Below are 12,494 nucleotides of genomic sequence, written 5' to 3'. Positions count from 1 at the left end.
TATGATGTCCCCAGGCGCCGGACGTCCCCCCGCGCGCCCTATGGCTGAATGACAACGATCATCAAGCTGGTTCTGGCTTTCGCGCTGCTGACCGCCGCGTTCCAGGGCGCGCGCGCCACCCTGTCCAATTACCAGTTTCAGGACGCCGTGGAGCAGGCCCTGCTGTTCGCGCCCAATGCCACCGATGATGAGCTGGTTCAGCAGGTGATGTCGCTCGCCGATGAGTATGGCCTGCCGGTGGAGGCCGACAACATCGCCATCAGCGAGCGTGCCTCGGACCGCATTGTTGACGTCACCTACAGCACGGACGTGGCGTTTCTCCCCGGCATCATCACGCAGCCGATCACGTTTTCGCCGAGCGCGTCGGTCCGGCTGCTGACCCAGCGGCGACGCTAAACCAGGCGGAGCCGCGCGGCCGCGGCCTGGCGGTTGACCTCCGAGATCAGCCGGCCGGTTTCGTCGCTGGCCGCCGACGTGAACTTCAGGTCGCGCACGCTGGCAAGGTTGATGCGCACGTTGGCCTCGGCGCCAGCGGCTGCCGCCTCGAGTAACCCAATCGCCACGCCCACGTCGCTCACTGCCGAGCGGTTGCCGCTGGCGGCCACCGTGTCAGCGTGCGCCATCGCGGCGGCGCACGCCCGCAAGGTCTGCAGGGGCACGGTCGTGGCGCCTTGCAGCGCTGCCTGGATCGCCGCCGATCGCGCGGCCTTGTCATCGTCAGTGGCCTTGGGCAGCCGATAGGCATTCATCACCAGATCGAAGGCGGCCGCGTCAGCATCGGCCAGTTCGGTCAGCGCGGGAATGAGCGGTTGCAGTGCCTGCCTGGCCACCGCCAGGGCGGCCTTCTCGGCGTCGCTGTTGGTGTTGGACTTCGCGAGGCCGGTCACCATGACGAGCAACCCTGTGCCCATGGCGCCGGCCATGGCCGCCGCCGTGCCGCCGCCAGGTGTCGGGTCGGGACTGGCCAACGCCTCCAGGAACCCCGCCATCGTCATCTCAGCGAACTTCATCAGACCATTCTCCCGCGTTTGACGACCTGGCGGATCACCGGCGCGCCGACGCGGATCAGGTCCGCCAGCGCGCCCTGCACGATGACGGCGTCCAGCTGCTTGCCCGGCTCGAGGCTGCCGATGGTGTCGGCTCGATCGATCGAGGCGGCGGCGTTGATCGTCGCTGCCACCAGCGCCTCTTCGAGGGTCAGGTTCATCCCGAAGCAGGCGAGCGACATCACGAACGGCATCGACGTGGTGAAACCGCCGCCCGGGTTGAGGTCGGTGGCGAGGGCCACGGCGACTCCCTGATCGATCAGCATGCGCGCCGGCGCGAAGCGGCCCAGTTTCAGGAAGAACGCCGCCGCCGGCAGCAAGGTGGCGACCACGCCGCGCTCGGCCAGGCGCCGGGCGTGGGGTTCGTCCACGAAGATGAGGTGATCGGCTGATCGCGCCCCGACGATCGCGGCCACCGCGGCGCCGCCGCTCAGGCCCAGTTCGTCGGCATGAATGCGCGGCTTGAGCCCGTGGCGAACACCCGCTTCGAGAATCGCCTGTGATTCTTCCGGCGTGAAGACGCCGGTCTCGCAGAAGACATCGCACCACTCGGCCAGTTCCTCACGCGCCACCGCGGGAACCATGTCGTCGATGACATGGCGCACGTAGTCCGCGCGCCGGCCGCGATACTCCACCGGCACCTCGTGGGCGCCCATGAACGTGGCGGTCAGCTCGATGGGTTGACCGGCGGCCAGCGCGCGGATGGCCCGCAGCATTCGCAGTTCGGTCTCGAGGTCGAGACCGTAGCCGCTCTTGGCCTCGGCGGTCGTCGTCCCGAATGCCAGCATCTCGGCCAGCCGGGCCCGCCCGCCTTCGATCAGTTCGTGCTCGCTCGCCGCGCGGGTCGCGGCCACGGTCTTGACGATGCCACCGCCGTCGGCGGCGATCTCGGCATAGGTGGCGCCACCAAGCCGCCGGCGCAGTTCCTCCCGCCGGTCGCCGCCGAACACGAGATGGGTATGGGGATCAACGAAACCGGGAACCACCGTGCAGCCGCGCGCGTCGAGCACCTGCGCAGTTGGCGTGAGGGTCACGACCCGATCGCACTCGTCGGCGGGGCCGACAAAGACCATGCGCCCAGCGAATCCGGCGACCGACCCGCGGGCAATGCCGGAAATGTCGTTCTGGGCCGCGCCGACGCGCGGACCGGGTCCGGCGCAGGTCGCCACGAGGTCGGCATCGTGGATGAGAAAGTCGGCCGTCATTGAGGCCATTGTCGCTCAGGACAGCCCGAGTGCCGAGAACACCGCGGCCGCGTCCATGCCATCGACGTGTACGCGCTTGGCGCGCGAGCGGTCGCCGCTCACAATCCGGATGCTTCGTTTGGGCAGGTCAAGAGCGCCGGCCAGGACGGCGATCAGTTCGGCGTTAGCGGCGCCGTCCACGGGCGCGGCCGCCAGGCGCACCAGCAGTGCCCCGTCGCGCACGCCGGCAATGCCGCTCCGGCCTGCGCGTGGTGCGACGCGCACGTCGAGCAGCTGGCCGCTAGGAGCCTGTCCGCGCAAATCGGCGTTAATCTGTGGCCTAGCCGACCTGGCTGTCGGTCTTGGGCGTGACCTCCGCCGGCCGCGGCGCGGGCGCCGGCGCCGCCTCGACGGCGCGCGGGCGGTGGAGCAGCACGCGCTCTTCGCGCGACCGCGTATCCTGGTCGCGAATGAATTCAAGCGTGCTGTTGAGCGTGCGGACCAGCGCTTCGATGTCGTTTTCGACTTCGCGCCGCTTCATGCGCAAGCCGTCGATTTCCCGCTGGATGTCCTCCACCCGCGTCTGCGACTTCTGCAGCAGCATGTCGGCACGGCCTTCGGCCTCCCGCACGATCAGCGCCGCCTCCGCCTGCGCGTGCTCCTTGATCTCGTCGCCCATCTTCTGGGCGGTGAGCAGCGTGTTGCGCAGGTTGCGTTCCTGCCCGCGGTGTTCGCCGAGCACGGCGTCGAGCTTGGCCACGTCCTGGCGCAGCTTGTCGTTGTCGCGCAGCGCGTTCTCGTAGTCGTCGGCGACCTCGAGCAGGAAGGCCTGCACCTCGCCGCGATCGTAGCCGCGCATCACGGTCTTGAACTGCTGCTGCCGAAGGTCGAGTGGTGTCACTTTCATGTGTAATCCCTGGCGCCGAAGATCGCGGTGCCAACCCGCACCATCGTCGCGCCCTCTTCGATGGCCACCGCGAAATCGTGGCTCATGCCCATGGACAACTCGCGCAACCGGGCCGGCGGCACGCCGCTCTCGCCCAACTGGTCGCGTAACGCCCGCAGCCTGGCGAACCAGGGCCGTGCGTCTTCCGGGTTGTCGGCCAACGGGGGCAGGAGCATCAGCCCCACCAGGCTGGCAGCCCGGCAATTGTCGGCGGCGGCGAAAATCCCGGGGACCAGATCCACCGTGACGCCGTGTTTCGTCTCTTCGAGCGCCAGATCCACCTGGACCATGACGTCGAGCGAGTGGCCGGCGGCCGCGGCCGCCTGGTCAACTTTCTGCAGTAACTCCGCGCTATCGATCGCGTGGATGGCGTGAACGGCCGGCGCGGCCTTCTTCGCCTTGTTCGACTGCAGGTGGCCGATGAGATGCCACCGCAGTCTGGTATCGGCAGATTGGGTGATCTTCTGCAGGGCTTCCTGGACTTTGTTCTCGCCAAAGTCCATCTGCCCCGCCTCGGCGGCGGCCCTGACGGCGTCAATCGGGTGGGTCTTGGAAACGGCGATCAGCCGGACGGAATCCGGCGCGCGGCCGGCACGCCCGGCCGCGTCCGCAATTCGATGGCGGACTTCAGCCAGGCGCCCGGGAATGTGCTCGTACACGCGCTTCTAACTTCTTACAGCTTCTTCAGCTGCGCGATCATCCCCTTGGCCTGCGTGGCGTACTGGCCGTCGGGGGCGAGCTTCACGTAAGTCTCGAAGGCGGCCACCGCGTCGGGCAGCTTGCCTTCGTTCAAGAGCGCCATGCCGAGCTGGTAGTGCGCGTCGGCGTGCTCGGGGCTGGCCTTGATCGTCTCTTCGAACTTGGCCTTGGCCTCGGCGATCTTGCCCTGGTTCCACAGGATGATGCCCTGGTTGAAGCTGGCGTCGGCGTTGCCGCCGCCGCCGGCCGCGGCGGCCTTGGCGCTCATCGCGGCGGCTTCGTCGAAGCGCTTCTGGTTGTTGTACAGGGTCGACAGCGCGTTCATGGCTTCGGTGTAGTCGGCCTTGACCGTGAGCGCCTTGGTCCACGCCGCCTCGGCCGCCTTCTCGTCCTTCTTGGCCAGCTGCGCGACGCCGATGTTGAACAGGCAATCGAAGCAGCCGGGGGACAGGTCGAAGGCGGCCTGGAACCTGGCAATCGACTCGTCGTGGTTGCCGGCGCGGCTGGCGATCACGCCATCTTCGAACGCCTTCTTCAGCTCGGCGGCCTTGGCGTCGTTGTTGGCGGTGGTCGCGGCGGCGAGTACCAGGCTGAGTTCACGCATCTGGCCCAACTTGACGGCCAGTTCAGACTGCGCGGTACCGACCTTCTCGTCGGTCGCGGTCACCCGGTACTGGCCGCCTTCGGTCAGCAACTGGATGAACTCGCCCCGCCGGTCGGTCTTGGTCGTGAGCTTGCGCGCGCCCGTCATCGACTCAATGAGGATGGCGACGCCGACCATCGGCTGGTTCTTGGCGTCCACCACCTTGCCTTTAATCATCGTCGTCTGCGCGACGGCGGCGGGCGCGAACGCCAGCACCAGGAGGGCGCACAGGATAGGAGCGATCCGGGCCGTGAAATTGTGTGTCATATGCGATCTGCCTCAGGTCTTCAGTGTACGTCACCCGGCGAAAAATCGAGACACCGCGTCCAGGTTCTGGGTGACCGGTGCCGGCGGAAATGAATCGAGAAAGCGCCGGCCGTAGCCCATGGTCCGCAGGCGCGGATCGAGCACGGCCAGCACGCCGCGGTCGCTGCGATGGCGGATCAGCCGGCCGAGGCCCTGCAGCATGGCCAGGATCGCCAGCGGTACCTGGTACTCCTGGAAGGCATCGCCGCCTTCAGCCGTGATCGCCTCGATGCGGGCGGCGGTAATGGGGTCGCCGGGCGAGGCGAACGGCAGCTTGTCGATGATCACGCAGCTCAATTGCTCGCCCACCACGTCCACGCCCTGCCAGAACGACGAAGTGGCCAGCAGCACCGCGTTGGGCGTGGTCCGGAACTGCGACAGCAGCACGCTGCGCGGCGCCGTGCCCTGGACGATCAGCGGGTACGGAAGCTCCAACTCGACGCGCTCGCGCACCAGGCGCAGCATGGCGTAACTCGTGAACAGGACGAAGGCGCGGCCCTCGCTCCGCCGCAACAGCTCGAGCACCTCACGGGCGACCGCTTCGCCGTAGTCGGGAGACTTGGGTGCCGGCATTTGGCGCGGGAGGTACAGGATGGTCTGCTCGGTGAAGTCGAACTCCGACGGCACCACCATCTGGTTCGCGTCATCGGCGCCGAGGCGCCGCTTCACGTACTCGAACGAGCCGGCGATGGTCAGCGTGGCCGACGTGAGTACAGTGGCGCGCATGCGATCGAGCAGCTGCTCGCGGATGATGGCCGAGACATCAATTGGCGCCGCGCGCAGGAACACGCCGCGGTTGCGCGTCTCCAGGAAGTACACGAACGACGGGTTCGAGGCCTCGAGCAGGAACGACAGGCCTTGCCGCATTTCGGCGGCCCGGCGCGCCAGCGTGGCGGCCTCTTCGTTGACGACGTTGCCGTTGGCGCTCGAGCCGGCGGCCCGCGTCAGGTCGTGCTCGACGGCGTCGAGCCCGCTAATCAGCCCCAGCCCATCGTCGATGATGTCGCCGAACCATTCGCCGTTGATGCGCAAGCGCTCGTCGCCGCCGCCTCCTGCCCTGAGCGAAGTCGAAGGGCTGGATTGCCGCGCCAGGGCCAGCCGGCCGAAGAACTCGCGCGCATGATCGTCGACCCGGCGCAGCGACCGGCGGAGGTCTGAGTTGGTGTCCTCGACCATGCCCAGGTTCACCGCGCGTTCGCCGTCGCGGACCAGGTCGTCAACGCGGTAGTTGCTGATGGCGACGCCGAAGTACTGCGTTGCCACGTCTTCGAGCTGGTGGGCTTCGTCGAGCACCGCGTAGTGACACTCGGGGATCACTTCGCCGTAGCTGCTTTGCCGCACCGAGGCGTCGGCGCACAGCAAGTGGTGGTTGACGATCACCACGTCGGCCTCGGCGGCGCGCTGGCGCATCCGGGTGACGTAGCACTCGGAGTACTGCGGGCAGTCGTTGCCGAGGCAGGTTTCGGCCGTGGCCGACACGTCGTGCCAGGTGGCCGAGTCTTCGGGGAGGTCACGCAACTCGGCGCGGTCGCCGGTCTCGGTGACGTGACGCCACTCGTCCACCATCGACACGAAGTCGTGAGGCACGGCGGGTGACGCGCGCAGTTGATCGAGGCGGTGCAGGCACAGGTAGTTGGCGCGGCCCTTCATGTAGGCGGCCTTGAACGGCACGCCCAGCGCCTCGCGCAGCACCGGCAGGTCCTTGAAGTAGATCTGTTCCTGGAGGTTCTTGGTGCCGGTCGAGACCAGCACGCGCTGCCGGCTCAGGATCGCGGGGACGAGATAGGCGAGCGTCTTGCCCGTGCCGGTACCGGCCTCGGCCAGCAGGACGCCACCTTCGCTCAGCGTTTCGGCGACAGCCAGCGCCATGGCGCGCTGGCCGGCGCGCGGCTCGAACTGATCCACCGCCCGCGCCAGCACGCCCTCGTCCGCGAAGGCCGCCTCGACGGCGGAGACTAGTGGAATGTCCGATCGATCTTGCATCGGGCCGTTCCGTAGGAACGGCCCCAGCACGTTGGCTGAGCGACGATCCTGACACTGTGTAATCGGTTGATACGCTCCATTAGGCCCGGCGTTCCGGGTACAGCGGGAACTTCCGGCACAACTGCTCGACTTCTGTCTTGATCATCGTCAGCGCGGCCGTGTCCTCTGGTGAGGCGAGCGCGCGCGAGATGAAGCCGGCGACCTCGTCCATCTGCGCTTCGCCCATGCCGCGCGTGGTCACCGCCGGCGTGCCCAGGCGCACGCCGCTGGCCACCATCGGCGGGTTCTTGTCGAAGGGGATGGCGTTCTTGTTGACGGTGATGCCGGCCTGGCCGAGCGCCGCTTCGGCGACCTTGCCGGTGATGCCCTTCGAGAACGTATCGACCAGCACGATGTGGTTGTCGGTGCCACCGCTGACAATGCGGAAGCCGGCCGCGGTCATGGCCGCCGACAGTCGCCTGGCGTTGGCCACCAGCTGCTTTTGGTAGTCCTTGAACTCCTGGGTCGCGGCCTCGCGGAAGCACACCGCCTTGGCCGCGATGATGTGCATCAGGGGTCCGCCCTGCACGCCGGGGAACACCGTGCGGTCGAGGTCCTTCGCGTACTGCTCGCGGCAGAGCACCATGCCGCCGCGCGGCCCGCGCAGCGTCTTGTGGGTGGTGGTGGTGACGAAGTCGGCGTGCGGCACGGGGCTGGGGTGCTGGCCGCCGGCGACGAGGCCGGCGATGTGAGCCATGTCGACCATCAGCGGCGCGCCGACGGCGCGGGCGACCTTGCCCATGCGCTCGAAGTCGAACGCCCGCGGGTAGGCGCTGGCGCCGGCGATGATCATTTTCGGCTTGTGCTCGTGGGCGAGCCGCTCGAACTCGTCATAATCGAGCCGCTCGTCGTCCTGGCGCACGCCGTAGGGGACGATGGTGTAGAGCTTGCCGGAGAAGTTGAGCGGGTGGCCGTGCGTGAGGTGGCCGCCGTGGGCGAGGTTCATGCCGAGCACCACGTCGCCGGGCTTCAGCAGCGTGAAGTAGACCGCCATGTTGGCCTGCGCGCCCGAGTGCGGCTGCACGTTGGCGTGATCGGCGCCGAACAGCGCCTTGGCGCGGGCGATCGCCAGCGTCTCGGCGACATCGACGAACTCGCACCCGCCGTAGTAGCGCTTGCCGGGATAGCCCTCGGCGTACTTGTTCGTCATCACCGAGCCGGCGGCTTCGAGCACGGCGCTGCTGACGAAGTTTTCCGACGCGATCAACTCGAGGCCGTCGGCCTGGCGGTCGGTTTCGTGGGCGATGGCCGCGGCAATTTCGGGGTCGGCCTGCGCGAGGGTACGTTGCATCAAGGGAAGAGTCATGTGGGAATACTGATTCTAACAGGTGACAACAGTGCAGGGTGCCTAAGGTGCCTAGAGGGTAGCAGGGTGCCGGGGTGCCCGGGTGGCGGCGCGGCAAGCTAGAATCGCGCATGCACATCGCGCTCGCTGCCGATCACGCAGGGTTTCATCTCAAGGATTCGCTGAAACGGATGCTCGAGGAAATGGGCGTCACCTACGAGGACTTCGGCACGACGTCCGCGGAGTCGGTGGACTACCCGGATTATGCCCAGGCGGTGGCTGGAGCGGTTGCGAGCGGCAAGTTCGGACGCGGCATCCTGGTGTGCGGGACCGGCGTCGGGATGGCGATTGCCGCCAACAAGGTGGCCGGCGTCCGCGCCGCGCCGGTGGTCGATATCGACACCGCGAAGCTGGCGCGTGAGCATAACGACCTGAACGTGCTGACGCTCGGTGCCCGCGTCACGCCCGAAGCCCGCGCCCGCGAGATCGTCAAGGTGTTCCTCACGACGCCATTCGAGGGCGGCCGCCACGCGACCCGCGTCGGCAAGATTCACCAGATTGAGAAGTAGCCGCAGCACCTTAGGCACCCTAGGCACCTTAGGCGCATGACACTATAGAGACGTGCCGCCCACTGCAATCGTCAACGCCAAGGGCGAGGATCGCATCCGCGGCGGTCATCCCTGGATTTACCGCTCCGACGTCATGGACGTCGCCCACGTCGAGCCCGGCATTGTTGTCAACGTCCGCGGGCCGCGCGATCGGGACCTGGGTCATGCGCTGTTCAGCGACCAGTCGCAGATCACCCTGCGCATGATCTCGCGCGACGATCGCGTGATCGACGAGGCGTTCTGGCGCGAGCGCCTCTCGGACGCGATCGGGTTTCGCGAGATCCTCGAGATCGATGCGACCGCGTACCGCCTGGTGCACGGCGAGGCGGATCTGCTGCCGTCGCTGATCGTCGATCGCTACGACGACTACCTGGTGATCCAGACGCTGTCGCAAGGCATGGATCGGCTGACGCCGACCCTCGTACCACTGCTGGTGGAACTGACTGGGGCGAAGGGCGTGCTCGCCCGCAACGACCCGAAAGTGCGGCTGCTCGAGGGCCTCGAGCAGAAAGTGGCGGCCGTACACGGCGCGGTGCCCGAGACCATCAGTGTGCGCGAGGGCGCGGTGAATTACGATGTCGATCCGTGGCGCGGGCAGAAAACCGGGCTGTTTCTCGATCAGCGCGAGAACCGGGAAGCCGCCGCGCGCTATGCGCACGGCGCGTTGCTCGATTGTTTCAGCTACCACGGCGGCTTCGCGCTGGCGCTGGCCCCGCGCTGCCAGACTGTGGAGGCGCTCGACGTCTCGGCCGACGCGGTGGCCCGGATCACGGCCAACGCCGCCGCCAACGGCCTCGCCAACGTGACCGCGCGCGAAGCCAACGTCTTCGACGAGCTGCGGCACCTCGAGCGCGACGGCGCCCGCTACGACACCATCGTCCTGGACCCGCCGGCGTTCGCGAAGAACAAGGCGTCGGTGACCAATGCGCTGGCCGGCTACAAGGAAATCAACCTCCGGGCCCTGCGGCTGCTGGCCCCGGGCGGCTACTTGATCACGTGCAGCTGTTCGTACAACGTCGACGAAAGCATGTTCGCCCAGGCCGTGTTCGCCGCCTCAGCCGATGCCCATATCCCCGTAACCGTCGTGGAAAAACGCATGCAGGGACGTGACCACCCCGTCCTTTTAGGCGTTCCCGAGACCTACTACTTGAAGTGCCTCGTCCTGCGTAAACTCGCCTAAAATAAGCGTGCTGCGGTGGATAAACGTTGCGGGCAGCATTCGCGTAACTGATGGCAGCCATGAGGTTACCGCAGGGATGACAGGGGGGTACATAGCGTGTACACTCCCCAACCGCGAACTGTAGGTCTGATAAATCTTTCGAAGGGGAAGAAGATGGCTAACGGTATCTTCGGCCGGGTAATGAGTGGAGCGGTGGGCATGATGGGCCTTCTGGCTCTTCCTGCAACACTCGCAGCTCAGACGACCGCAACGCCGACGTTCACGAAGGACGTCGCGCCGATTTTCCAGAACAAGTGCGAGTCGTGTCACCGTCCGGATTCGATTGCCCCGTTCTCGCTGATCACCTACGAGGAGACGCGTCCGTGGGCGCGTTCGATTCGTGATCGCGTGGCGTCGCGCAACATGCCGCCCTGGCACATCGACAAGTCGGTCGGCATCCAGCACTACAAGGACGACCGGTCGCTCAGCGACAAGGAAATCGACACGATCGTCCGCTGGGCGTCCAACGGCGCGCCGAAGGGCGAGATGACGGACATGCCCGCCCCCAAGAAGTGGGAAGAAACCAACGGCTGGAACTACGCCAGCAAGTTTGGCGGCCCGCCCGACCTGATCATCTCGTCGCCGAAGTACACGCAGAAGGCCGTGGCCATGGACGCCTGGTACAAGCCGGTCAGCGACACCGGCCTGACCGAGCCCCGCTGGGTGCGTGCCATCGAGATGCGTCCCACCACCATCAAGGGCCGCAAGATCACGCACCACGCGCTGGCCTACCTGATGCAGAACGATAAGGAAGCCCAGGCGCTCCTGAGCGATCCCGATGCTGACAGCGGCGCGGGCCTGTTCATGGAGTGGGCGGTCAACAAGCAGGGCGAGTTGATGCGCGCGAACACCGGCAAGCTGATGCTGCCCGGCTCGAAGATCCGCTGGGACATCCACTACAGCGCCGGTGGCGAAGACATCACCGACAACGTCGAGCTCGGCATCTACTTCTACCCGAAAGGCCAGGAGCCGAAGTACCGGACCGCGCTCTCGCTCTATAGCGGCGTCACCGGCGGCAACCGCCAGCTCGACATCGCGCCCAACGCGATCAGCGTCGGCCAGAACTTCCACGTGATGCGCCGCGCCGGCCGCGTCGAGAACTTCCAGCCCCACATGCACCTGCGCGGCAAGGCCCAGATGGTCGAAGCCATCCTGCCCAACGGCCAGCAGATGGTGCTCGGCCACGTCAACCGGTTCGAGTTCAACTGGATGAACAACTACGTGTTCGACGATGACTACGCGCCCCTGCTGCCGAAGGGCACGATCATCAAGATCACCTCGTGGCACGACAACACCGCCGCCAACAAGAACAACCCCGACCCCAACCAGTGGGTTGGCTGGGGCGACCGCACGGTCGACGAAATGGCGCACGTCTGGATCAACATCACCTACATGGGCGATGACGACTTCAACAAGGAAGTCGAAGCGCGCAAGGCGCGGCTGGCCGCGGCGACCGATCGCCAGCAGCAGTAGACCAGGATCATGTCATTCGTGAGCCTAAGGCGCGTCGCGGCGGCGGTAGCTATCGCCGGCACCCTGATGGTGTCGGGCGCCGCTGCCCAGCAGGAACTGGTCATGGAGCCCCTGAAAGATTCGGGGCTGAACGTCTATCCGGCCTTCGAAGGCTGGTACCAGAACGAGGATGGTACGTACACGCTGCTGATCGGGTACTACAACCGCAACAAGAAGCAGGTGCTGGACGTGCCGATCGGTCCGGCCAACCGCATCGAGCCCGGCGGCCCCGACCAGGGCCAGCCCACGCACTTCGTGGTCGGCCGCGGCTGGGGCACCATCGCCATCAAGGTGCCCAAGGACTTCGGCGACAAGAAGCTGACCTGGACCCTGACCACCAACGGCAAAACCGTCTCTGTGCCGTTCGGCATCACCAAGGGCTACCAGATCGAGCCGTACCTGGATGCCGCCATGGGCAACAAGCCGCCGGTCTTCAAGTTCTCGGAAAACGGTGAAGCCCTGACCGGTCCGCCCAAGCCGCTCTCCGCCGCGCCCGTCCTGGCCGGCGTCGTCGGCGAGCCCGTGACCATCAGCGCCTGGCTGACCGACGACGGGCACGAGGAGCCGGCTGTCGGCGGCGCGGTGGCCCCGGCCCCTGGCGGCGCGCCGGCGCCGCCCCGCCGTCCGCGCATCAGCGCCACCTTGACCAAGTACCGGGGCCCCGGCGACATCACCTTCGCCAACGCCCGGCCGTCGGTCGAGAAGGACAAGATCTCGACGACCGCTACTTTCTCGATGCCGGGTGAGTATGTCATCCGCCTCGAAGGCAACGACTCGTCCGGCGTCGGTGGCGGCGGCTTCCAGTGCTGCTGGTCGACGGCGTATGTGAAAGTGAACGTCAAGGCCGCCAGCACCAGCGGCCAATAGCGAACGGCCCCAGCGAACTGCCTTCGCGTCAGCGAAGAGCGGCACTATCCGGAGCCGCGATCCATAACCGGATCGCGGCTTATTCATTTTCCGCACGCATTACAAAATACTGGATTACAACCCCAGACATGCACACGAGTAAACTCTCGCGTTGGCT

General features: G+C 66.7%; 13 protein-coding genes. 5 read left to right on the top strand and 8 right to left on the bottom strand.

Features of this window, described 5'->3' with window-relative positions:
* The first annotated feature begins 48 nt into the window (after window positions 1-48).
* Window positions 49-396 (top strand): hypothetical protein, encoded by a 348-nt coding sequence (locus tag Q8T13_09115; protein MDP3717907.1) that lies wholly within the window; start codon window positions 49-51, stop codon window positions 394-396.
* On the opposite strand, the gene Q8T13_09110 is transcribed toward Q8T13_09115, so the two are convergent.
* The 8 genes from Q8T13_09110 to glyA all read right to left on the bottom strand — a co-directional run bounded on the left by Q8T13_09110 (window position 393) and on the right by glyA (window position 8,152).
* Window positions 393-1,010 carry a cyclodeaminase/cyclohydrolase family protein gene (locus Q8T13_09110; GenBank protein ID MDP3717906.1) on the bottom strand — a complete coding sequence of 206 codons (618 nt, stop codon included), beginning with the start codon at window positions 1,008-1,010 and terminating at the stop codon, window positions 393-395. The two genes, Q8T13_09115 and Q8T13_09110, sit on opposite strands and share 4 nt — an antisense overlap.
* Window positions 1,010-2,251 carry an imidazolonepropionase gene (gene hutI, locus Q8T13_09105; protein ID MDP3717905.1) on the bottom strand — a complete coding sequence of 414 codons (1,242 nt, stop codon included), beginning with the start codon at window positions 2,249-2,251 and terminating at the stop codon, window positions 1,010-1,012. Before hutI ends, Q8T13_09110 begins: the two co-directional genes overlap by 1 nt.
* Window positions 2,252-2,266: 15 nt before the next feature.
* Window positions 2,267-2,551, bottom strand: coding sequence for a DUF167 domain-containing protein (locus Q8T13_09100; GenBank protein ID MDP3717904.1), 285 nt, complete (start codon window positions 2,549-2,551; stop codon window positions 2,267-2,269).
* A gap of 19 nt (window positions 2,552-2,570) precedes the next feature.
* Window positions 2,571-3,137, bottom strand: a complete 567-nt coding sequence (locus tag Q8T13_09095) for a DivIVA domain-containing protein (GenBank protein MDP3717903.1) — start codon at window positions 3,135-3,137, stop codon at window positions 2,571-2,573.
* Window positions 3,134-3,835 (bottom strand): YggS family pyridoxal phosphate-dependent enzyme, encoded by a 702-nt coding sequence (locus Q8T13_09090; GenBank protein ID MDP3717902.1) that lies wholly within the window; start codon window positions 3,833-3,835, stop codon window positions 3,134-3,136. The genes Q8T13_09095 and Q8T13_09090 overlap by 4 nt, the downstream gene beginning before the upstream one ends.
* Window positions 3,836-3,849: 14 nt before the next feature.
* Complete coding sequence (locus Q8T13_09085; GenBank protein MDP3717901.1) at window positions 3,850-4,785, bottom strand: tetratricopeptide repeat protein; 936 nt, start codon at window positions 4,783-4,785, stop codon at window positions 3,850-3,852.
* A gap of 30 nt (window positions 4,786-4,815) precedes the next feature.
* Window positions 4,816-6,807: a helicase C-terminal domain-containing protein gene (locus tag Q8T13_09080; protein ID MDP3717900.1), complete on the bottom strand. Its 1,992-nt coding sequence runs from the start codon at window positions 6,805-6,807 to the stop codon at window positions 4,816-4,818.
* 79 nt (window positions 6,808-6,886) lie between these two features.
* The gene (gene glyA / locus Q8T13_09075) at window positions 6,887-8,152 is read right to left on the bottom strand and encodes a serine hydroxymethyltransferase (GenBank protein ID MDP3717899.1); all 1,266 of its coding nucleotides are present in this window, start codon (window positions 8,150-8,152) and stop codon (window positions 6,887-6,889) included.
* A 110-nt stretch (window positions 8,153-8,262) separates the two neighbouring features.
* On the opposite strand from glyA, the gene rpiB reads away from it, so the two are divergent.
* From rpiB to Q8T13_09055, 4 genes are all read left to right on the top strand, one after another.
* A complete protein-coding gene (gene rpiB / locus Q8T13_09070) occupies window positions 8,263-8,700 on the top strand; it encodes a ribose 5-phosphate isomerase B (GenBank protein ID MDP3717898.1) in 438 nt (145 codons plus the stop codon).
* Window positions 8,701-8,752: 52 nt separating this feature from the next.
* Window positions 8,753-9,919, top strand: coding sequence for a class I SAM-dependent rRNA methyltransferase (locus Q8T13_09065; GenBank protein MDP3717897.1), 1,167 nt, complete (start codon window positions 8,753-8,755; stop codon window positions 9,917-9,919).
* A 180-nt stretch (window positions 9,920-10,099) separates the two neighbouring features.
* Window positions 10,100-11,431: a hypothetical protein gene (locus Q8T13_09060; GenBank protein MDP3717896.1), complete on the top strand. Its 1,332-nt coding sequence runs from the start codon at window positions 10,100-10,102 to the stop codon at window positions 11,429-11,431.
* Between the two features lie 9 nt (window positions 11,432-11,440).
* Window positions 11,441-12,337, top strand: coding sequence for a hypothetical protein (locus tag Q8T13_09055; protein MDP3717895.1), 897 nt, complete (start codon window positions 11,441-11,443; stop codon window positions 12,335-12,337).
* Window positions 12,338-12,494 lie beyond the last annotated feature (157 nt).

This window comes from Acidobacteriota bacterium (assembly GCA_030697165.1).
Classification (GTDB): Bacteria; Acidobacteriota; Vicinamibacteria; order Vicinamibacterales; family UBA2999; genus 12-FULL-67-14b.
The sequence above is the reverse complement of the archived record's forward strand: the minus strand, read 5'-3'. Positions and strand labels throughout refer to the sequence as shown.